This window comes from Streptomyces sp. NPDC007896, from assembly GCF_042959425.1.
In the GTDB taxonomy this organism is placed as follows: Bacteria; Actinomycetota; Actinomycetes; order Streptomycetales; family Streptomycetaceae; genus Streptomyces.
In genome coordinates this window covers 357,920-379,122 of the sequence record NZ_JBIBKX010000008.1, presented here as the reverse complement: position 1 = coordinate 379,122, position 21,203 = coordinate 357,920, and the positions used below count along the sequence as shown (strand labels likewise).

The following is a 21,203-nucleotide window of genomic DNA, read 5'->3' as shown; positions in this document are numbered from 1 at the left end:
TCGCTGGTCACACAGCACAGTGGCGGACGACCGCCAAGACGGGAGAGGCGTTGACCGGGCACCAGACCGCGGAACCGGACCTTGGCGTGCTCGCCGCCCAGGTCCTCTTCTCCGTTCAGCGTGAGCTGTTCACCGCGCTCGCCGAGCAGGGCTTCGACGACATCCAGCCCCGGGCCGGCGCCGTTCTCGCCTACCTGCGTGCCGACGGCATCCGTGCCAGCGAACTCGCCCGCGTCTCCGGACAGCACAAGCAGGTCATCGGCTCCCTCGTCGACGACCTTGAACGCCTGGGTTATGTCGAACGCAAACCCGACCCCGGGGACCGCCGGGCCAAACTGATCTGCCCCACCGAACGTGGGCTGCTCCAGATGGAGGCCGCCGTCTCCATCATGCGCACGATCGAGGAACGCCACGCGAAGACGCTGGGCAGGCAGGAGTACGCCGCCTTCAAGAAGGCTCTCCATCGCGTGGCCGATCTCCAACGCGAGGTCCAGCACGACAGCCAAGGCGGCCGGGAAGCGGTCAGGGCGACTGAGTGACCGGTGGTGCTGGTTCAGCCTTGGCACCCCGGCGGCCGTGACGGAGCCCTCGCTCGACCGAGGGCACCGTGACCGTCACCGACCGGTGTCCCATGTGCGGCCGCGAGGTCTAGGGTGGCAGCAAAGTGGTTGAATGGCGGACGGAGTTTCCCCCGGCCTCGACCTCGGCCCCTACACCGAGGTGCTCGGCGGACTGCACCATCTGGCCATCTCCGTCGACCCCACCGCCTGGCAGCGGCTGCGCGATCGGCTCGATGCCGCCGGGGTCGACTACGAGGAGGAGAGCGGCACTTCGCTCTACTTCCGCGACCCCGACGGCGCCCGCGTCGAACTCCTCGCCGAGCCCTTGGGCGAGATGTACGGCAACTCCGTGCGCTGACGTCCACTGAAAGTACGGGACAGAGGGCACGGGGCTGAAGGTACGGGTCGGCAGGTCAGCCCAGCGTGCTCGCCCAGTTCGCCGGCACCCGCCCCGCAGGACCCGGTGTCGGCTGGTCCTCGGGGTGGCTCACCGGGGGAGCGAGGTCCGGGCCGGACTCGTACAGCTCGGACGTGTCGAAGTTCCAGAACCAGGCCTCGCCGGGTTCGAAGCTGCGGATGATGGGATGGCCTGTGCTCTTCGCGTGCGCGGTGGCGTGCTTGGCGGGCGAGTCGTCGCAACAGCCGATGTGGCCGCACTGCGCACAGCGGCGCAGGTGGAACCACCAGCCGCCGACGGCGTCGCAGTCCCCGCACCCCGTACCGCTCGGCGGGACGCTCGGGTCGATTCCGGCGGGCAGGCTCATGAGGGCTCCTCGGGTGTTTCGGTGTCCGCGGCGGTCAGGGGAAGGCGTACCTGGAAACGGGTGTCGCCCGGGACGGACTGCACGTGAAGACTCCCGTGGTGCTTGTTGACAACAATCCGAAACGAGATGTCCAGACCGAGCCCCGTCCCCTCACCGACCGGCTTGGTGGTGAAGAACGGGTCGAAGATGCGGTCGCGGATCTCGGGCGGTACCCCGGGACCGGTGTCGCGGAACTCGACGAGCAGCTGGTCGTGGTCGAGTGCGGTGCGCACGGTCAGGGTCCCCTCGCCGTCCATCGCCGAGACGGCGTTGTCGATGAGGTTCGTCCACACCTGGTTCAACTCGCCCGGATACGCAGGGATCTTCGGCAGCGTACGGTCGAACTCCTTGACGATCTTGACGCCGGAGCCGATCTTCCCGGAGAGCATCATCAGCGTGCTGTCCAGGAGTTCGTGGACGTCGACGACCTGATAGGGCGCGCGGTCGAGCTGCGAGTACTGCTTGGCCGCGTCCACGAGGTGCGTGATACGGGTCGTGGAGTCCTCGATCTCGTTCATGAGGAGCTCGGTCTCCACGGTGTAGTTCAGCCAGTGGACCGCGCCCTGGAGCGTCTCCTCGTCCACGGCCGCCGCGACCTGGTCCAGCCAGTCCGTGTCGAGCCCCGCCTGTACGAACGTCGGCGCGAGCTGCCAGCCGCCCGCGATGTCGTGGTCGTCCAGCCAGTCGGCGAGCGCGTCCTCCCGGTCGGAGGTCTCCAGCGGGCTCAGCGGCGTGGCCTTGGCGACCCGCTCGGCGGTGCGCTCCTGGATCTCGACCAGGATCTCCAGAGTGTGGCGCTTGTAGGGGCCCGCGGCGATCGCGCCGAGCTTCTGCCGCATCTTCGCGACCCGCTCCCGCAGCGCGGAGGTGGCCCGGACCGCCGCCGCGGCCGGATTGTTGAGCTCGTGCGTCAGCCCGGCCGACAGCGAACCGAGCGCCAGCAGCCGTTCGCGCTGCCCGATGGTCCGCTGGGCGTTCTGGGTGCCATAGAACAGCCCTTCCAGCAGGTGTACGGCCATGGGGAACCAGTCCCGCATGATCGAGGAGAAGGTCTCGGCGGGCAGGATGAAGAACCGGGAGGGCACGGTGACGCGGAGGGAGCCCCTGTAGTTCGCCTGGTCCGGCCCGCTCACGTAGGCCTGGGTGGCCCCGGCGTACACCCCGCGCTGGGAGCTGCGGGTGGTCTCCACGTCGTCGGCCCCCACCCGGCGCGACATCACCAGGGTGCCTTCGAGGAGCACGAAGAAGCAGGTGGCCGGATCGCCCTCGATGTAGACGGGACCCGGGTCGAACTCCTCCACCCGGCCTTCCCGGCACAGTCGGCCCAGCTGGTCCGCGTCCAGCTTCTCGAACAGGAACAGCGTGCTCAGTTCCGCCATGTCGCACGGCATCGGCCGCCCGCTCATGACTGCTCCAGATAACGGTGGACGAGCATGACGGCCATGGCTCCCTCTCCGACCGCGGAAGCGACCCGCTTCGCGGACTCGGCACGCGCGTCCCCGGCCACGAACACGCCGGGAATGTTGGTCTCCAGGTGGTACGGCGGCCGGTCCAGCTCCCAGCCCTTGGGCGGCTGCCCGTCGATGGTCATGTCGGGACCCGCCGGGATGAATCCGCGCCCGTCCCGCAGCACGGTTCCCTCCAGCCAGTCGGTGAGCGGGGCCGCGCCGATGAACACGAACATCCACTGCGCGTCGACGAGTTCGGTGTGCCCGCTCGTCACGTCCCGCAGGGTGAGCTGCTCAAGATGGTCCGTGCCGTGCGCCGCGTCGACGACCGTGCAGGTGCGCACCGTGATGTTGGGCGCCTCCTCGATCTGCTGGATCAGATAGTGCGACATCGAGGCGGACAACGACGTTCCCCGTACAAGGAGGGTGACCGACTTCGCGCCGCGCGACAGGTACATGGCGGCCTGCCCGGCCGAGTTCGCCCCGCCCACGATGTACACGTCGTGGCCCTGGCAGGCGGCCGCCTCGGTCAGCGCCGAACCGTAGAAGACGCCGCATCCGGTGAGGTCGGCCAGACCGGGTGCCTGCAACTGCCGGTACGAGACGCCGGTCGCGAGGATCACCGCGTGGGCGGAGATCGCCGAGCCGTCCGAGAAACGGATGGTGCGGGACGCTCCGGTGACCTCGAGGCCGGTCACCTCGCGGGCGGTGAGGATCTCGGCACCGAACTTCGCCGCCTGCCGCCGCGCCCGGTCGGTGAGCTGGCCCCCGGACACCCCGTCCGGGAAGCCGAGGTAGTTCTCGATGCGCGAGCTCTGCCCGGCCTGCCCGCCGGTCGCCGAGCGCTCCACGAGCACGGTCCGCAGCCCCTCGGACGCGCCGTACACGGCGGCTCCGAGTCCGGCCGGACCACCGCCGATGACGACAAGGTCGTAGAACTCCGACGTCGGCGTCGTGGCCAGGCCGACCCGAGCCGCGAGATCCGGGTCATCGGGCTCGACCAGCGGCGTACCGTCCGGCGTGATCACCAGCGGCAGCCGCTCCCCGTCCTGACCGGCCGCGGACAGCAGCCGCTGCCCCTCCGGAGTGTCGGACGAGTACCAGCGGTACGGCACCTGGTTGCGGGCCAGGAACTCCCGTACGTCCGAGGAGCGCGCCGACCACCGGTGCCCGACGACCTTGCAGGTCGGCACGGGCCGGTAGTCGCTGGTCCGCCAGGCGTCCAGGAGATCGTCGAGGACCGGGTAGAGCTTCTCCTCCGGCGGATCCCACGGCTTGAGCAGATAGTGGTCCAGATCGATCACGTTGATCGCGTCGATCGCCGCGTTCGTGTCCGCGTACGCGGTCAGCAGCACCCGGCGTGCGCCGGGGTACACGTCGAGCGCCTGCTCCAGGAACTCGATGCCGTTCATCTGCGGCATCCGGTAGTCGGCGAGGATCACCGCCACCTGGTCGCCCCGCAGCTTCAGCTCCTTGAGCGCGTCCAGCGCGGTCTCCCCGGACTCCGCGCGCACGATCCGGTGCGACTCGCCGTAGCGGCGCCTGAGGTCGCGCGCCACGGCGCGCGACACCCCGGGATCGTCATCCACGGTCAGAATGACGGTCCGCGCTGTAGCTGCGGCCTGTGCCATACGTCTCCCACCCCGAGCAGGACAGTGTCGCCCTCAATCGTATGTACGAACGCTCGCCTTCGCTCTGGAACCGCTTCACGCGGGCCCTGCGGGGGCATCCGCCGGTGGCAGCAGGGACTCCCGCATCTTGGGGAGGATGTTGGTGACGTAGTCCTCCACGGCGGTGTCCAGGCCGATGTCGTGCTGGGCCTGCTCGGACAGGTACCAGCGATGTTCGAGGAGCTCGTGGTAGATCTCCGCCGGGTCCATGGAGCCGCGCAGGTCCAGCGGCACCGCCCGGACGGTCGGCCGGAACACGTCCCGCACCCAGCGGTGGGCGAGGACCTCGGGGCGGGCGGCCAGGGGATCGCCGGGGGCGTAGTCGTCCTGGGTGGCCATCCAGCTCTCCAGGTCGTTCAGGAGCCGTCGCGCCTGGTTCTCCTCGGCGTCGAGCCCGGTCAGCCGCAGCAGCTGGCGCTGGTGATGGCCCGCGTCGACGACCTTGGGCACGAAGGTCACCGTGTCCCCGTTCGAGGAGTGCGCGATCTGCATCTCGGCGACATCGAAACCGAGGTCGTTCAGACGCCGGATCCGACGGTCGATGTAGTGGTGCTTGCCCGCCGGGTAGACGGACGTACGGGTCAGCTCCTCCCACAGGCTCTGGTAGCGCGCGCAGATCTCCATGCCGAACTCGATCGGGTCGACCGAGGGGTGCAGGGCCCCGGCCGCCTCCAGGTCCAGCAGCTCCCCACTGATGTTGACACGGGCGAGATCGAGGTCGTACTCCCGTTGCCCGTTGCTCAGTTGCGGGTGCAGCTCCCCGGTCTCGGCGTCCACGAGATACGCGGCGTACGCTCCGGCGTCGCGCCGGAACAGTGTGTTCGACAGCGAGCAGTCGCCCCACGCGAACCCCGCCAGATGCAGCCGCACCAGCAGCACCGCGAGCGCGTCCATCAGGCGGTGCATGGTAGCGGGCCGCATGGTCGTCTCGAACATCGACCGGTACGGCATCGAGCCGCCCAGGTGCCGGGTGATGAGGACGGGCTCCAGCGGGCCGCCCTCGCCGTCGGTGCGCCCGGTGACCACGGCGAGCGGGTCCACGGCGGGGATGGAGAGCCGGTCCAGGCTGCGCAGCAGCTCGTACTCGCGCAGGGCGGGCCGCTCGGCGAGCTCCTTGACGGCCACGACCTCGGTGCCGGCGCGCGCGTAGCGCACCACGTGGCGTGAGATGCCGCGCGGCAGCGGGACCAGGTAGTGCTCCGGCCACTCTTCCAGCGGCAGCTGCCAGGGCAGTTCGAGCAGGAGCGCGGGGTGCTCCGGGTTGGTGGCGCTGATCTGCAAAGCCATCGACGGGCTGCCCTCACCTCGGAGTCGAACGTGTACCTGGCCCCAGCATCTACGAATGATCCCCGAGGCGGAAGACGCGGCGGGCGTTGCCCGACAGGAACAACTCGGTGGTCTCCTCGTCGAGGCGCAGGTCAGGGAGGTGTTCCAGGGCCTGACTCGGCGTGATCATGGGGTAGTTGGAGCCGAAGAGGACCTTGCGCCGTCCCCGGCCGCGCAGATAGTCGACCAGTTCGGTCGGGTAGCGGCGGGCGGTGTAGGCGCTGGTGTCGATGTGAACGTTGGGGTGTTTGTCGGCCACGGAGATCATCTCCGTGGTCCACGGGTAGCCGATGTGCCCGCAGACGATGGTCAGTTCGGGGAAGTCCAGCGCGACCTGGTCGATGTACGGGATCGGCCGGCCCGTCTCGGAGGGACGCAGCGGTCCGGTGTGTCCGACCTGGGTGCAGAACGGGATGCCCAGCTCGACGCAGGCGGTGTACAGCGGGTAGTAGAGCCGGTCGGTGGGCGGCAGCTGCCACAGCCACGGCACGATCCTGAGGGCCACGAAACCCAGCTCCTGGACGGCTCGCCGCAGCTCCCGCACGGCCGCGACGGGCTGGGTCAGGTCCACGCCCGCGACCCCGCGCAGCCGCCCTTCGGACCGGGCGACGAACTCGGCGACCTCGTCGTTGCCGATGAGGGGCCCCTGTGGCCCGTACCAGGCCGCGGACAGCCCGATCTCCACGTCGGCAGCCGCCAGCGCCGCCACCGTGACCTTCACCGGAAGCGGCTCCTCCAGCAGCCCCATGCCGGTCCAGCGGCGCAGCGACTCGAACATCTCGTGGTTGGAGTGGCGCAGTGTGGGGTGCTGCATCCACGCGTCGACGACCGGCATGATTCCGTACCCTCCCCGGACTTGTGGCTAAGCGAGTGCTTATCCCGACCCTAGGGGGATCCGCGCGCGGAGGCAGTACTTCACGGGAACCATGGGTGGGGACCGAGGACCGAGAGGACACCGCCATGCCGACACGGGCACAGACGCAGGAACCGCAGACCGATCTGGACGCGCGCTACAGCTCCCCCGGGGCCACCGCCACTCCCTGGGCGGAGGCCGCGTCCCGCCTGGAGAAGGCCGAGATCTTCTGGCTGTCGACGGTACGTCCGGACGGCCGACCCCACGTGACCCCCCTGCTGTCGGTGTGGCTGAACGGGGCGCTCCACTTCGCCACCGGCGCGCGGGAGCGCAAGGGGCTCAACCTCGCCGCCAACCCGCATGTCGTGCTCACCACCGGCACCAACGCCTACGGCGAGGGCCCCGACCTGGTGGTCGAGGGCGACGCGGTCCGTATCACCGACGAGAAGCGGCTGGCCGGGCTGGCGGCGGCGTGGGAGGCGAAGTACGGCCCGGAATGGCACTTCGAGGTGCGCAACGGGGCCTTCGACTCCGCCACGGCGGCTGCGGCGCCGCCGTCGACGGAGGAAACCAGGGACGCGGGCCTCGCCCTGGTCTTCGAGGTGGCACCGCACACCGTCTTCGGGTTCGGCAGGGGCAAGCGCTTCAGTCAGACCTGTTGGCGCTTCACTCGCTGACCATGGCGTCGACGAGAGCCGTCAGCGCCGAGGCGAGCCGCGAGAACCCCGGGCCCGTCGGGCCTCCCGGCTCGGTCATGTACGTGTCCCGCCGGATCTCCACCATCAGGGCGGTGACCCGCGGCTCCCGCTCGTAGAAGCGCAGCGGGACGTACGCGCCGGAGAACGGGCTGTCGATCCCGACACCGCTCAGGCCCGCGAACGCCTTCTCCGCGAGGGTGACCAGCTCGGGCGGCGTGTGAAAGGAGTCGGTCCCCAGACAGACCTGCGGTCGCGGACCGTCGCCGTGCAGCTCGTACGGCAGCCTGGCCGTCGGATACGAGTGGACGTCGACGATCACCGCCCGCCCGGTGACGGCGAGTCGGTCGGCCACCGCCGCGGTCATGGCCGCCGCGTACGGATGGAAGTAGCGCTCGAGCAGTGGCCGTGGGTCGACGTCGGCGGGCCGCAGCGGTGTGCGACGGGTCGTGCGTGTGTAGACCGCGCCCATGCCGACGGACAGCATCTCCTCCCGTTCGTCGGGAAAGCGTTCGGGATCGACCACCAGCCGGGACAGCCGGTTCACGAACCTCCACGGCGTGACCTCGGCCGCCCGCGCCGCGGCCGCGGCGAGCTCCGCGGTGTGCGCGTCCGTGATGTGGTCCAACTCCCGCTCCAGCGCGGCGTCGTCGAGCGCGATGCCGGCGCGCACCGGCGCCGGAATGTGCCGCGAGGAGTGCGGGACGTGCAGGATGACGGGGGAGTCGGGGGCACCGGGCAGGAGCTCGAAGGACGTCTCGTTGCGGTCAGGAGTCTGGTTCACGTGAGATTCCTATCGCAGCCCGGCCCCCACCGCTCACCTCAGCGCACGCTGCCACCGCCGTGGCGCGCGTAGTGTTCGATCAGGGCCGCCCGGGTCGTCTCCAGCCGGTGCGCGAGGATCGCGGCGATCGTCCGGGTCAGCGACAGTTCCAGGGCCGGATCCTGGTCGCAGAGCGTGCGCACCTGCGCGGCATCGAACTCGTACGCGCGTACGGGACTGAACGCCTCGGCGCCGAAGTCCCAGTGGTGCGGCGGGAACAGCCACGACCAGCCGAGCAGATCGCCGGGCCCCAGTGTCGCCACGGAGATGCGTCGCTCCCCGACGACCCGCTGGTACAGGGAGACCGTTCCGGAGCGGATCACCCAGAAACGGTCCGCGGTTCCCCCTGCCTCGAAGATCTTTCCGTCCGCCGGGAAGGAGACCTCCCGGGCCAGGGACATCAGCCGCTCCCGATGGTCGGGCGAGAGGGCGGGCAGCAGCCGGAGAGCAGTGGGCATCGCGGACCTCCAGTGCACCGCCGCAGGGCCCCTAGGACGCGACGGCACATGTCGTACCGGTCGGTGTATCCCGTCACCTCCATTGGACCGGCAACCACGGAATTCGTCGCGCCGGGGGACCGGACCGAGACCGTGAACCCTTCCGTGGGCCGCTCAGAGCAGCGGTTGTTCGGCCCAGATGACCTTCCCGGCCTGGGTGTAGCGGGTGCCCCAGCGTTCGGCGAGCTGGGCGACGAGGAACAGGCCGCGTCCGCCCTCGTCCGTGGTGGCCGCGTACCGCAGGCGGGGTGAGGTGCTGCTGTTGTCCGAGACCTCGCAGATCAGGCTGCGGTCCCGCAGCACGCGGACCTGGATGCTGCCACTGCCGTAGCGGATGGCGTTCGTGACCAGTTCGCTCAGGATCAGCTCGGTGGTGAACGCCATGTCGTCGAGGCCCCACTCCGCCAGCTGCCGGGTGACCGAGGCGCGTACCTCCCCCACCGCCGCCGGTTCGGACGGCACCTGCCATTCGGCGATGTGCTCGGCGCCGAGCACGCGGGTGCCCGCGACGATCAGGGCGATGTCGTCGCTCGGGCGGGCCGGGAGCAGGGCGTCCAGGACCGCCTGACAGGTGTCCTCCGGTGACCGGTCGACCCCCGTGAGGGCGGCCCGCAGCAGCTCGAGCCCCTCGTCGATGTCCCGTTCCCGGTCCTCGACCAGCCCGTCCGTGTAGAGCACCAGGCGGCTGCCCTCCTCCAGCTTGAGCTCGGCCGTCTCGAACGGCAGACCCCCGAGCCCCAGCGGAGGCCCGGCGGGCACATCGGGGAACTCCACGCTGCCGTCGGGACGGACCAGCGCCGGGGGCGGATGGCCGGCCCGGGCGACGGTGCAGAGCCGGGAGACCGGGTCGTAGACGGCGTACAGGCAGGTGGCGCCGGTGATCGCGGCGCTGCTGTCCGCCGCCGCCTCGTCCTGGTCGATGCGGCCGACCAGCTCGTCGAGGAGCCCGATGATCTCGTCCGGCGGCAGGTCCAGGGCGGAGAAGTTGTGGACGGCGGTCCGCAGGCGTCCCATCGTGGCCGCCGCGTGCAGTCCGTGGCCGACGACATCGCCCACGACGACGGCGACCCGGGCGCCGGACAGCGGCAGCACGTCGAACCAGTCCCCGCCCACCCCCGCCTGCGCCGGAAGATAGCGGTAGGCGATGTCCAGGGCGCCCTGCTCGGGCAGGTTGCGCGGCAGCAGACTGCGCTGCAGGGTCACGGCCATGGTGTGCTCGCGCGTGTAGCGGCGCGCGTTGTCGATGGAGACGGCGGCACGGGCGACCAGTTCCTCGGCGAGGGCCAGTTCCTCCTCGTCGAAGGGCTCGGGCTTGCGGGAGCGCCAGAAGTTGACGACGCCCATCACCAGGGGGCCCACCCGCAGGGGCACGGTGATCAGCGAGTGGATGCCGTACTCCACCACCTGCGTCGTGCGTTCCAGGTCCTGGGCGAGCCAGCCCGGGGCCCCTTCGAGGTCGGGCTCGACGACGGCCTCGCCCGTGCGCAGGCTCCGGGCCTGGGGAGTGGAGGCGACGAAGCGGATCTTCTCGCCGACCGGGTAGAGCGGGGTGTCCTTGCTGATGCCGCTGCACGCGGTACGGCGCAGCTCGGTGACCCCGTCCGGCTCCTCCCCGTTCAGTACGGCGTCCGCCAGGTCCACGGTGGCGAAGTCCGCGAACCGCGGAACGGCCACCTCCGCCAGCGTCTCGGCGGTGCGGGTCACGTCCAGACTGGTGCCGACGCCCACCCCGATGTCGTACAGGAGCTTGAGGCGCTCGCGCGCCACCTCGGCCCGGCCGGACAGCGCGCGTAGCTCGGTCGAGTCGCGCAGGGTGGCCACACTGCCGGGCGGGCCGCCCTGGAGGTCCGTGGGCCGCTGGTTGATGGCCAGCAGCCGGTCCCCGACCAGGTGCACCTCGTCCGTGGCGACCCGTCCCGAGGCCAGCAGGTCGGCGGTGTCCGCCTCGAGGCCCAGTTCCAGGACATGCCGCCCCTCGGCGTCGGCGGGCAGGTCGAGCAGGCGCTGTGCCTCGTCGTTGGCGAGCAGCAGCCGTCCCTCGCCGCCGGCGATGATCACCCCCTCCCGGACGGCGTGCAGCACCGCGTCGTGGTGCTCGTACATCCGGGTCATCTCGTACGGTCCCAGGCCGTGCGTCTGGCGCAGCAGACGCCGGCTCACGAGGGCCGTCCCCGCGGTGGCCAGGGCGAGTGCCGCCGCCGCGGCGGCCAGCAGGAGGGGCAGCTGCCGGTTCGCCACACCGCCCACCTTGGCGGTCGTGATACCGGCCGACACCATGCCCACGACCTTGCCGTCGGGCGCCTTGACGGGCACCGTGGCCTGCACCAGCGGCCCGATGGTCCCGTTGATCTCCTCGGTGATGGACTGGCCGGCCAGCACGGGGGCGGTGTTCCCGACGAACTTCTTTCCGATCCGGTCCGGTTTGGGGTGGGTGTAGCGGATCCCGTCGGTGTTCATCACGACGATGAAGTCCACGTGGGAGTGCTTGCGGGCGGCCTCGGCCTGCGGCTGCAGCACGAGCGTGGGGTGGGGGCTGCTCAGCGCCTCACGGGTGCCGGGCGCGTTGGCGAACGTCTCGGCGACGGCCAGCGAACGGTTGCGGGCCTCCTGCGTGCTGTCGTGCCGTACCTGCAGCACCAGTGCCACCACCGCGGAGACGATCAGCAGCAGCACGATCATCACTTGCAGCACGAACACCTGGCCGGCGACGCTGCGTCCGCCCAACGCGGACCGCGGTCCCGACGCGGGTCTGCGCCGCGCGCGCGGACCGCCTGGGCGAGGGGTCGACCGAGCCCGGGATCGACCCAAGAGCCGGACCATGTGCCTATGTCTACACTGCCGGGCGCCCTGAGGCGAGGGGCAGCACGTGGTGTGACAGGGGCCGGTCCGGGCCCCGCGGCGAGGGCCGCTCGGTGAGTGCTGCTGTCGGACTGATCTGGCCGCATCATGGAGGAGGGCCGATTTGCCCGCATATGTAGCTCTGGCTTGTCTCGGGTACGGGAGGTCGTCATGCACACTCCGGACCGCTACCGGTTGCTCTTCACCCATCAGGAATCAGGCGTCGGCGTCATCACCGACGAGGTGGTCGTCGAACGGACCGCCGCCCTTGGCCCGGGCGGGAACCCGGTGTACTCCGACCCCACCGGCATCCTCCGCGCCGAGATCAGCACGGCGGGAGAAGTACGGATGCTGGCCAGCGGTGGCTACCAGTCGCCGATGGTGCCCACCGCCGAACCACTGTCCTGACCGTCCGGCTTCGCCCGCGACCAGCCGGTCGCGGGCCAGGTCAGGACGGCCAGGGCGCCGAGGGTGAGCACTCCGCCGGCCAGGAACGTCCCGCGCACCCCGGCGGCGTGGAGCAGGGCGCCGCCCGTCAGCGCGCCCGCCGCGACGCCCGCGTTGAAGGCGGCCGAGTTCGCCGCCAGGGCGAGCTCCGTACGGCCGGGCGCGACGAGGAGGACCTGACTCTGCGTGGCCATGAAGACGGGGCCCACCGACGCGCCCAGGAGCGTCAGCAGGGCGACCGTCGCCACCTGGCTGCGCCCGCCGCCCAGGTACAGCCCGAGCAACGCCACCGCCTGGGTCGCCACCGGGACCGTCAGCGTCGCGCGCGGAAAGCGGTCGAGGAGCGGGCCGGCCGCCGAGACGCCCGCGATGCCCGCCACCCCGAACGCCAGCAGCACGGCGCTCACCGAATCCTTGGAGAAACCGCCCGCCTCGTAGAGGAAGGCGACGACGTACGTGAATCCCGCGAAGGCGCCGGTGACCGACAGCGCGGTGGTCGCCAGCACCACGGCGAACCGGCGGACGTCGGGGGCCGACCCGTACGCCGCGTGCCCCTCGTCCGGACGCGAGGTCGGCAGCAAGGCGGCGACGGCGACGAGCGCGACGAGGCCGAGCGCGCCGAGCACCACGAAGGGCGCCCGCCAGCCACTGTGCCCGCCCAGCCAGGTACCCGCCGGAACCCCGAGCACCGTGGCGAGTGAGCCCCCGACGGACAGCAGCCCGATCACCCGCCCGCGCCGCTCGGGCGGGAACAACCCCACGGCGACCGGACCCATCACCGCCCAGAACAGCGCCTGGGCCAGCGCGGTCGCGATCCGTGCCGCGAGCAGCAAGCCGTACGAGACACCGCCCAGTGCCGACATCCAGCTGGCCACCACGAGCAGTCCCAGCAGGCCCGACAGCACCTGGCGGCGCGGGATCGACCGGGTCAGGTGCGCGACGGGCAGCGAGACGACGGCCACGGTCAGGCCGTACCCGGTGACCAGCAGCCCGACGGAGGAGAGCGACACACGCAGGTCGTCCGCGATGAGCGGCAGCAGTCCGACGGGCAGATTCTCCGTGGTGTTGAAGGTGAACGCGGCCAGCATGAGCGCGGCGACGACGGCGGTCCTGCGCCAGGCGGTGAGACGTACGCTCGCCATCCACGAGCCTTTCTGCGAGGGGGCGTTGAGGGGGTAGGGGAGGGGGCAGGCGGCCGGACGCGGCCACGCGCCAGCGTGCGGGGTCCTCGCGCGGCCCACTACTCTTTCGGCTGGAGCCGAATCGCTCATCCCGACCCCGTGAGCTCGGCTGAAGACCCGTCGGAGACTGTTTTGCCGCTGACCCTGCACCTCGGCACCGACGATCTGACGCGCTGTCGGTTCGCGGTGTCCCCGCTCTGCCAGACGCACGAGGCGCTGCGCATGCTGCGGCGTCCGGACCGGCACGCCTTCCACCGGGACTGGCTGCGCCGCGTGCGCGAGATCGTGGCGGGCCTGGAACTGACGGAGCTGTGGCTGTTCATCCCGCGCAAGGGCGGTTACACCCCGGACTTCCTGGGACCGCCGCCGCGGACGCCGAACGCCTCCTTCGACGAGGAGCTGGCCCTGATGCGCGCCACCGACCCCGCCATGGCCCGTACCGAGCTGGCGCGTTCGCTCGCCTGCACACCGGGCGCCGCCTCATCGCCGTACGGGCGGGCGGCGTTGGAGGACCCGGCGGGCACCGTGCGACGCCTCGCCGACCTCACCGAACGGGCCTGGCACGCGCTGCTCGCGCCGGACTGGCCCCGCCACCAGGCTCTCCTGGAGGCCGATATCGCCTACCGCTCACGGCAGTTGGCGGACGGCGGCCTCGAAGCGCTCTTCGGCGACCTGCACCCGGAGATCGAGTGGGCGGACGACACCCTCACCCTGCGCATGTACGCCGACCTGAAGGAGGCGCAGGGGCCCGACGGGCGGGGTGTGCTGCTGATGCCCAGTGTCTTCGTACGGCCGGACGTGGTGAGCGGCTTCGCCCGGCCCTGGCAGCCGACGGTGATCTATCCGGCCCGGGGCACAGGCGGCCCGCCGACCGGGGCCGCCCCCACCGAGGCGCCCGCCGCGCTGGCCCGGCTGCTCGGACCCCACCGCGCCGCCGTCCTCGTCGGCCTCGACGGTCCCGCCTCGACCACGACCCTGGCGAACCGCCACGGTCTGGCTCCCTCGTCCGTCTCGTCCCACCTCTCGGTGCTGCGCGAGGCCGGGCTGCTGGTGTCGCACCGGCAGGGGCAGTACGTCCTCTACGAGCGCACGGCGCTGGGGGACGCGCTGGCAGCCGGGGCCCGACGAGCTACCCGGCGCCCTTGGAGGTGACGGTGAAGTGCGCTCCGTCGGGGTCGGTCAGGATGGCCTCGGTCGAGCCGACGCCCTGCTGGTGGGCCGTGCCGCCGTGAGCGCGGGCGGCGCGGGCGGCAGCCTCGACGTCGTCGACGGTGAAGTGGATCTGCCAGTGCGGCCGGATCGTCGGGTCCGGCGCCGCCTCGACCGCGCCGGAGTGGATACGGGCCACGACATCGCCCCGGCTGCGCAGCACGACCTCGTTGTCCTCGTAGCGCACCTCGCAGGACCCGGGGGCCGAGGACGCCCACTCCAGGACCTCCCCGTAGAAGATGGCGGCGTCGAAGGCGTCGCGGGTGTGCAGCCGTACGAAGACCGGTGCCGCCCGGCGCCACTCCTCCCAGCCGGCCACCAGCTCGCCCTCCCAGATGCCGAAGACCGCTCCGTCCCGGTCGGCCAGCAGGGCCGCCCGGCCCGGCGGGAACGACAGCGGTCCCACCGCGGTCGTACCCCCACGCTCCTGGCTGCGGGACACGGTCTCGTCCGCATTCGCCACCGCGAAGTACGGGGTCCAGGTGGCCATCCTCGCTCCGAAGCCGGACATCGCCGAGACGCCGGCGACCGGCACTCCGTTGACCCGGGCGAACCGGTACTCCCTGCCCAGCCTGCCCGCGTGCCACTCCCAGCCCAGTACGGCGTGGTAGAAATCCTGCGCGGCCCGCAGATCACGTGTGGCCAGGCTGACCCAGCAGGGCGCGCCGAACACCGAGTGGCTGGAGACAACCGCACGGTCGAGTGTTCTGTCGCTCTTCATCGCTGTACCGTCCTGACCTCACTGGCCGGCAGCGGCTGGACACGAGTACTCCGGGATATCGGTGGCACACGGCACGCGACCGACGTCCACCCAGCCCGGGGAGGCCTTCCGCACCGGAAGGCCTCCGACGGCTCAGGAGTACCCGCGGATCCGCTGTCTCATCAGCTCCAGCATCCCCCGCCTCGGCCTCCTACGCACCATACAAGGGCATAAACGGGCATAACCGGATTTATGCTCGGGGTCGCTCGAAGGTCAGGAGCAGTCCCTCCACCGCGCCGGGGCCTATGCGCCCCTTGACATCGGCGGACGTGATCGCCTTGAGCGCCCAGCCGTCCTCGGCGTGCTTGTTCAGAACCTTCTCCAGCTTGTCGCTGTCCAGCGCGTCGCCGATGAGCGACTCCCGGAAGGTGACGACCTTGTACTCGTACGTGTAAGCGTTGCTCATGACTGCGGGGTTCTCCTGCGGTTCGAACGGTAGGGCCGGGCCCACCCAATCACTGTTCGATGCCGTGGCACAGGGGAGGGGCCGGTCCGTACGGATACCTTTGGTGAAGCTTCATGGAGGGCCGGTCCGGAGCGTGGGGAAGGACCGGCCGGGCGGAGGGAACTCATGGACAAGGCACCGGGCAGCGGCCACATACGCGTGACCGAAGAGGCTTGCGGAGGCATTGCCGCGGGCGAGGGGGGCGTGGACGGCTTCGCAGGGCTGCGGGCGCGCGACTTCGGCTACCTCGACGAGGGCGGCCACACCTACCTCGACCACACGGGCGCCGGGCTGCCGCCACGCTCGCTCGTCACGGGGAGTGCCGAACGGATCACCGGCGGGTTATTCGGCAACCCGCACTCCGAGAGCCCGGCCTCCCGCGCCTCGGGACTGCTGCTCGCCGAGGCCCGCCGCGCGGTGCTCCGGCACTTCGGCGCGGACCCCGCCGAGTACGCCGTGATCTTCACGGCCAACGCCACGGGCGCGCTGCGCCTGGTCGGCGAGGCGTATCCGTTCGCGCGCGGCAGCAGGCTGGTGATGTCGCTGGACAACCACAACTCGGTCAACGGTCTGCGTGAGTACGCGCGGGCCAGGGGAGCCGCGACGGCGTACGTCCCCGTGAGCGGGCCCGGCCTGCGGATCGACGAGGAACGGTTGTGGGACGCGCTCACCGCGCGCGGACGCGGCCCTGGGCGTCACCCGAGCCGCCTGTGCCGCCTGAGCCGCCTGAGCCGCCTGGGGCGGCGCGGTGGTGTGGAGCCGCGCGGGCTGCTTGCCTACCCGGCCCAGAGCAACTTCACCGGCGTCCAGCATCCGCTGGAGTGGATCGCGCGGGCGCAGGAACACGGTTACGACGTCCTGCTCGACGCGGCCGCCTTCGTGCCGACGAATCCGTTCGACCTCGGCCGGTTCCATCCGGACTTCACCGTCGTCAGCTGGTACAAGGTCTTCGGCCACCCCACCGGCATCGGCAGTCTGATCGCCCGCCGGGAGGCCCTCGCCAAGCTGCGCCGGCCCTGGTTCTCCGGTGGCACGATCTACGCGGTCAGCGCGCAGGCGCAGTGGCACGTTCTCGCGGACGACGAGGCGGCCTTCGAGGACGGCACGGTGAACTTCCTGTCCGCCCCGGACGTCACCGCCGGGCTGGAGTGGATCAACCGCCTCGGCATGGACCGGGTGCACGCCCACGTCACCGCCCTCACCGGCCAACTGCTCACCGGTCTGGGGGCGTTGCGCCACAGCGACGGTTCCCCGATGGCCCGCGTGTACGGCCCCCTGGACGCCGGGGCGGCCCGTGGCGGCACGGTCGCGCTGAACCTGTTGGGAGCGGACGGCCGTATCGTCGACGAGCGCGTCGTCACCCGTGACAGCGCCGCGCGCGGTATCTCGCTGCGTACTGGCTGTTTCTGCAACCCGGGTGCCGGTGAGGCGGCGTTCGCCCTCCCGCTGCGTCGGCTGCGCTCGGCCGCGGGCAGGCAACTCGGTTCGATGGAGGAGTACTTGGACCTGCTGCGGCTGCCTTCGGCCGGTGCCGTCCGCATCTCCCTGGGCGTGTCGTCCCAGCCGAGGGACATCGAGACGTTCCTGACGTTCGTGACCCAGACCTATCGCGACCGCGTGCCGGGGGTGACGGGGCTGGCGGCTCGGGTGGGGTGCTGAGAGCCTGGCGGCGGTGGCAGCCGTCGTGGACCTGGACGCGCCTCGTGGACGACGTAGCCGGGTCGCCGAAGCCGCCCGCGGGGGCCGGGCCCGGCGCTCAGTGTCCCGCCCTGCTCCGCACCGCGCCCTCCCGGCACTTGCGCACCAGGATCGCCCACGTCACCGCGAGGAACAGCACCGCGAACCCCGCGAGGATCAACCAGCCGCGGCTCGCCGGATGACCGAACGAGTCTCCGTACGAGTCCAGCAGCGGCGGCCCCAGGGGCGACGTGCCCGTGCGCCACAGCGACTCCAGGCCGACCCCGCTGCCCAGTGCCTCGAACGCCCACCGGTTGGTCATCGCCCAGCTGATCGCCTCGCCGGCCCCGGTCATCCGCGGCACCGGCACGAACGCCCCCGAGAACAGCACCTGCGGGAAGCACAGCAGCGGCAGCATCAGCGTCGCCTGGGCCGGCTCCGTCACCGCGGCCGAGGCCAGCAGCCCCAGCGCGAGGGCCGCCGCCGAGGCCAGCACGCTCGACACGAACAGCGAACCGTACGCGCCCCACCCGGCCGCGGGCAGCCGGTCCAGCGCCCGCAGCACCACCAGCAGCAGCACGTCGGCGACCGCGAGCACCGGCAGCATGGTGGTCAGCTTCGACGCGACGTAGGGACCGATCCGCAGCCCGGCCAGCCATTCCCGGCGCAGCACGGGCAGCTCCGTGCAGATCTGCAGCAGCCCGTACGTCAGGCCGAAGAAGAACGCGCCGAACGCGATCCAGAACATGATCATCGCGGTCGATCCGGGGTCGGGCGCCGCGCGGTCGAAAGCGCCCGCCCGGAACAGCACCGCGAACATCGCCACGATCATCACGGGCGAACCGGCAAGGACGGCGACCGAGAGCCGGTTGTGCAGGAGCAGCGCGGTACCGCGACGGGTGAGCAGCGACCATTGCCGCACCGCACCAACACGCCGTACGGACACGCGAGGTGACGGTGTGTCGGCTCCGGGCACCACCTCCGGCGACGCGGCGCGCTCGACGCGTACGCCCCGGGCCACCGCCTCGTACACCTCCTCGACCGTGCCCACCCCGAACGCCCCGCACAGCGCGCCCGGTTCACCGGCGTACGCGACCTCGCCGTCGGGGGAGAGGAACACCACCTGGTCGCCGCGGAGCAGATCGGCGAGCGTGTGGGTGGTGAGGACGACGGTGGTGCCGTCCTCGGCCAGCGCGCGCAGGGTCCGCAGCAGGGCGGCACCGGTCACCGGGTCGAGCCCGGAGGTGGGCTCGTCGAGGAAGAGCACACGGGGTCGGGTGAGCAACTCGGCGGCGATACTGGCCCGTTTGCGCTCCCCGCCGCTCAGCGCGCGCACGGGCGTCGCCGCCCGGGAGGAGAGACCGAGAGCCTCCAGGACCCGGTCCACGCCCGCCCCGACGGACTCGGGCGTCGTGCCCGGAGGCATGCGCAGACCCGCCGCGTACACCAGCGTCCGGCGCAGCGGCAGCTCGCGGTGGATGATGTCCTCCTGCGGCACGAACCCGAACTCAGGACCCGGCGGGCCGGGTTGCGCCCCGTCGTGCAGGACCGTCCCCTCCGTCGGCGCGCGCAGTCCGGCGAGCGTCTGCAGCAGGATCGTCTTGCCCGCCCCGCTGCTCCCGGCGATCACGGTGAGCCGCCCGGGGGCGACGTCGAGGGACACGTCGTGCAGGACGTTGCCCGCGCCGCGTATGCGCTGCCCCATGGAACGCACCTGTATGCGCAGGCCGTTGACCGAGGTGGCGGAGGCTTCGGTGGACGAGGACGGCTGCATGGGCGTCGGCATGGATGCAGCATGCCAGGGGCCGGCGCACCGCGCGCCCCAACCGTACGCGTACGCCCCCAGGATGGCGTGCCGCACGGGCTACCCCGGCGTCGCGAACCCCGGTGACCGGGCCGGCTCCGGGCGATGGACGCCGCGCGGCCGGTATGCGAGCCGGTCCGCCACGCCCACCAGATCCGCGAGCAGCCATACGATCGCGAGCCACATCTCGGTGCCCTGCAGCCCCGGCTCCCGGCCCGGACCGCCACCGCCCTCGCCCGCCGGACCAAAACCGAACCCGGCGCCGTCCCGCCACCGCCCCAGCGCCCGAGTCAGCTGCTCCTCGGCCCACGTCCGTACCTCAGTCGCCCGATGCCCGCCGCGCCGCCCCGCGAGCCACAGGGGATGGGCCACGTCCAGCACGTTGCAGGCGTTCTCCCGGCCGGCCGTGAACCAGCGCTGATCGCGGCCATGGGCCAGTACGGTGTCCACGACCCGCTCCGCGTACGGCACATCGAGCCCGAACTGGGCGTAGGAGCCCCGGGTGAGCCGGTAGTAGCCGTTGACCAGCTGCAACCGGCCCGCGGCGGGCGACTCGGCGGTGCCCCACATCCCCGTCCACGGGTCCACCCGTGTCGTGAGCCAGCCGAACAGCGCCTCCAGTGCGCCCGGCTCCCCGTCCTCGACGCCGAGCTCCAGATTGCGATGGGCGCCGGTCGCCCAGCAGTCCACCCACGCGCCGGCGGACCAGGTCCGCGTCCGCCACGGTAGTGACCCCAGCCGTGCGAGCAGTTGATCGACCGTCATACGCCGTACCACGTGCACCGGTTGGGTGAGGCGGGAGCCCAGCAGGTCCAGGGCGTAGCCCACGGCCAGCACGTGGTACTCGGCGGTGCCGTCGTCGATCCAGCCGTCGGCGGCCGGGGCGGGCAGCACCCCCGGACCGCCGTCCGGAGCGAACTCGGGCACCAGCCCGCTGCCGGGATCCTGAAGGGCGCGCAGCCGCTCGGCGTGTTCGTCGGCGGCCAACTGTTCCGGAGGCGAGCCCAGCAGCAGGTCGGCGATCTCGACGGCGTCGCAGTGTGCTCGAACGGTCGCGGGAGCGCCCGGCCGGTCGGTGTAGCGACTGGTGTCGGGGTTCCAGCAACGGGCGATGAGATCGGCGGCCTGCGCCCGGGCCCGGTCGGCGAACAGGGCGACGGCGTCCCCCAAGTCGCCTGACTGGTCGCCCGAGGGGCCGTCTGACAGCTCGTCCGGGAGTTTGTCCGGCAGGGCACCCGAGACCGCTCGGTCCTGTCGTGGTCCGACCTGGGCGCGGCGATCGCGCAGGGGGCGGGCCGGATTGCCCGCCGCGACCGTCCACGGCGCCAGATCCTTCGTGACGACCGCGCCCGCGCCCACGACGCAGTGATCGCCGATCGTCACCCCGTCCAGTACGACCACGTGCGAGCCGATCCACACGTCGTCGCCGACGGTGATGCCCTTGCTGGTGAGGGGCTGCCGGTGCACCGGCCTGTCGGGGGCGAAGCCGTGGTTGAAGCCGAGCAGCGAACTGTGCGCGCCGATCCGCACCCCGTCGCCGAGGGTGATCCGGCCCCGGACCGTGGCATACGGGTTGACCGTGCAGTCGTCGCCCGCGGTCACCTCACCGGTGACGTAGGCGTGCCCGGCGATGTAGGAGTCGGCGCCCAGGCGCAGTGTGCCGGTGAAGACCCCGGCGGCCGGAGAGACGTAACAACGCGGCCCGAGGCGCGCGCCCGAGTCCGCCAGTCGCCGCTGGTGCGCGTCCTGCGCGGCCCGCTGCCGGGCGGAGGCACGGTCCACGAAATCCCAGGGGCAGTAGTCGAAGTAGGAGTCATCGAGGGCGGTTTCCGCGTCCATCGCACGGGAGTCTAGAGAGCGCTTGCTGTCCGGGCAATGCCTGTCGATGCGGCCTCCGTGCGATGGCGCCTCGGCGCGATGCTGTCTCAGCGCGATGCTGTCTCAGCGCGATGCGGCTCCTCCGCGCCATGCGGCTCCTCCGCGCTGTGCGGCCCGACGTCGGCGGGAATCGGCCCGGGCTGCGACCGCACACCCCGTGATGGTGTACCGCCGCAGCCCGGAACACTCCGTGGGACCCGCGTCGGAGCGCACACGAGTTCCCCCGTCCCCGCTGCGTGACGACCGGTCCGCACGTCGTGTCGTGATCCTGCAATCCCCAGCCACTCAT

19 protein-coding genes are annotated in these 21,203 nt (G+C 71.5%); 6 read left to right on the top strand and 13 right to left on the bottom strand.

Going from position 1 to position 21,203, the window contains the following annotated elements:
* The first annotated feature begins 50 nt into the window (after positions 1-50).
* Together ACFZDJ_RS26960 and ACFZDJ_RS26955 are read left to right on the top strand one after the other, a co-directional pair.
* Positions 51-539: a MarR family transcriptional regulator gene (locus tag ACFZDJ_RS26960; RefSeq protein WP_391062296.1), complete on the top strand. Its 489-nt coding sequence runs from the start codon at positions 51-53 to the stop codon at positions 537-539.
* 133 nt (positions 540-672) lie between these two features.
* Positions 673-918, top strand: coding sequence for a VOC family protein (locus ACFZDJ_RS26955; protein WP_391062294.1), 246 nt, complete (start codon positions 673-675; stop codon positions 916-918).
* Between the two features lie 55 nt (positions 919-973).
* Here the strand turns inward: ACFZDJ_RS26955 and ACFZDJ_RS26950 are convergent, their stop codons facing one another.
* From ACFZDJ_RS26950 to ACFZDJ_RS26930, 5 genes are all read right to left on the bottom strand, one after another.
* Entirely contained in the window at positions 974-1,324 is a 351-nt protein-coding gene (locus tag ACFZDJ_RS26950) for a UBP-type zinc finger domain-containing protein (RefSeq protein ID WP_168499453.1), read from the bottom strand.
* Entirely contained in the window at positions 1,321-2,769 is a 1,449-nt protein-coding gene (locus ACFZDJ_RS26945) for an ATP-binding protein (protein WP_391062290.1), read from the bottom strand. Before ACFZDJ_RS26945 ends, ACFZDJ_RS26950 begins: the two co-directional genes overlap by 4 nt.
* Positions 2,766-4,442 (bottom strand): FAD-dependent oxidoreductase, encoded by a 1,677-nt coding sequence (locus ACFZDJ_RS26940; protein WP_390935625.1) that lies wholly within the window; start codon positions 4,440-4,442, stop codon positions 2,766-2,768. Before ACFZDJ_RS26940 ends, ACFZDJ_RS26945 begins: the two co-directional genes overlap by 4 nt.
* A gap of 75 nt (positions 4,443-4,517) precedes the next feature.
* Positions 4,518-5,768: a DUF4032 domain-containing protein gene (locus tag ACFZDJ_RS26935; protein ID WP_390935627.1), complete on the bottom strand. Its 1,251-nt coding sequence runs from the start codon at positions 5,766-5,768 to the stop codon at positions 4,518-4,520.
* Between the two features lie 49 nt (positions 5,769-5,817).
* A complete protein-coding gene (locus ACFZDJ_RS26930; protein WP_390935629.1) occupies positions 5,818-6,642 on the bottom strand; it encodes an amidohydrolase family protein in 825 nt (274 codons plus the stop codon).
* Between the two features lie 125 nt (positions 6,643-6,767).
* On the opposite strand from ACFZDJ_RS26930, the gene ACFZDJ_RS26925 reads away from it, so the two are divergent.
* Positions 6,768-7,337, top strand: coding sequence for a pyridoxamine 5'-phosphate oxidase family protein (locus ACFZDJ_RS26925; protein ID WP_391062288.1), 570 nt, complete (start codon positions 6,768-6,770; stop codon positions 7,335-7,337).
* Here the strand turns inward: ACFZDJ_RS26925 and ACFZDJ_RS26920 are convergent.
* From ACFZDJ_RS26920 to ACFZDJ_RS26910, 3 genes are all read right to left on the bottom strand, one after another.
* Positions 7,327-8,139, bottom strand: a complete 813-nt coding sequence (locus ACFZDJ_RS26920; protein ID WP_391062285.1) for an N-formylglutamate amidohydrolase — start codon at positions 8,137-8,139, stop codon at positions 7,327-7,329. The genes ACFZDJ_RS26925 and ACFZDJ_RS26920 overlap by 11 nt on opposite strands.
* Positions 8,140-8,177: 38 nt before the next feature.
* Positions 8,178-8,636, bottom strand: a complete 459-nt coding sequence (locus ACFZDJ_RS26915) for a cyclic nucleotide-binding domain-containing protein (RefSeq protein WP_168514757.1) — start codon at positions 8,634-8,636, stop codon at positions 8,178-8,180.
* A gap of 153 nt (positions 8,637-8,789) precedes the next feature.
* Positions 8,790-11,495: a SpoIIE family protein phosphatase gene (locus ACFZDJ_RS26910; protein WP_391062282.1), complete on the bottom strand. Its 2,706-nt coding sequence runs from the start codon at positions 11,493-11,495 to the stop codon at positions 8,790-8,792.
* Between the two features lie 189 nt (positions 11,496-11,684).
* Between ACFZDJ_RS26910 and ACFZDJ_RS26905 the strand changes: the two genes are divergently transcribed.
* Positions 11,685-11,921: a DUF6296 family protein gene (locus ACFZDJ_RS26905; protein WP_168514759.1), complete on the top strand. Its 237-nt coding sequence runs from the start codon at positions 11,685-11,687 to the stop codon at positions 11,919-11,921.
* Here the strand turns inward: ACFZDJ_RS26905 and ACFZDJ_RS26900 are convergent.
* Positions 11,879-13,102, bottom strand: coding sequence for an MFS transporter (locus tag ACFZDJ_RS26900; RefSeq protein ID WP_391062279.1), 1,224 nt, complete (start codon positions 13,100-13,102; stop codon positions 11,879-11,881). The two genes, ACFZDJ_RS26905 and ACFZDJ_RS26900, sit on opposite strands and share 43 nt — an antisense overlap.
* A 171-nt stretch (positions 13,103-13,273) precedes the next feature.
* On the opposite strand from ACFZDJ_RS26900, the gene ACFZDJ_RS26895 reads away from it, so the two are divergent.
* Entirely contained in the window at positions 13,274-14,293 is a 1,020-nt protein-coding gene (locus ACFZDJ_RS26895) for a DUF5937 family protein (RefSeq protein ID WP_391062532.1), read from the top strand.
* Here the strand turns inward: ACFZDJ_RS26895 and ACFZDJ_RS26890 are convergent.
* Positions 14,271-15,071 carry a VOC family protein gene (locus ACFZDJ_RS26890; RefSeq protein ID WP_168514761.1) on the bottom strand — a complete coding sequence of 267 codons (801 nt, stop codon included), beginning with the start codon at positions 15,069-15,071 and terminating at the stop codon, positions 14,271-14,273. The genes ACFZDJ_RS26895 and ACFZDJ_RS26890 overlap by 23 nt on opposite strands.
* Before the next feature lie 229 nt (positions 15,072-15,300).
* A complete protein-coding gene (locus tag ACFZDJ_RS26885; RefSeq protein ID WP_168499473.1) occupies positions 15,301-15,516 on the bottom strand; it encodes a DUF4177 domain-containing protein in 216 nt (71 codons plus the stop codon).
* 165 nt (positions 15,517-15,681) lie between these two features.
* On the opposite strand from ACFZDJ_RS26885, the gene ACFZDJ_RS26880 reads away from it, so the two are divergent.
* Positions 15,682-17,214 carry an aminotransferase class V-fold PLP-dependent enzyme gene (locus ACFZDJ_RS26880; protein WP_391062276.1) on the top strand — a complete coding sequence of 511 codons (1,533 nt, stop codon included), beginning with the start codon at positions 15,682-15,684 and terminating at the stop codon, positions 17,212-17,214.
* 97 nt (positions 17,215-17,311) lie between these two features.
* Here ACFZDJ_RS26880 and ACFZDJ_RS26875 read toward each other — a convergent pair whose 3' ends face one another.
* Positions 17,312-18,937: an ATP-binding cassette domain-containing protein gene (locus ACFZDJ_RS26875; RefSeq protein WP_391062529.1), complete on the bottom strand. Its 1,626-nt coding sequence runs from the start codon at positions 18,935-18,937 to the stop codon at positions 17,312-17,314.
* Positions 18,938-19,096: 159 nt separating this feature from the next.
* Positions 19,097-20,875 carry a DapH/DapD/GlmU-related protein gene (locus ACFZDJ_RS26870; protein ID WP_391062273.1) on the bottom strand — a complete coding sequence of 593 codons (1,779 nt, stop codon included), beginning with the start codon at positions 20,873-20,875 and terminating at the stop codon, positions 19,097-19,099.
* Positions 20,876-21,203: the final 328 nt, after the last annotated feature.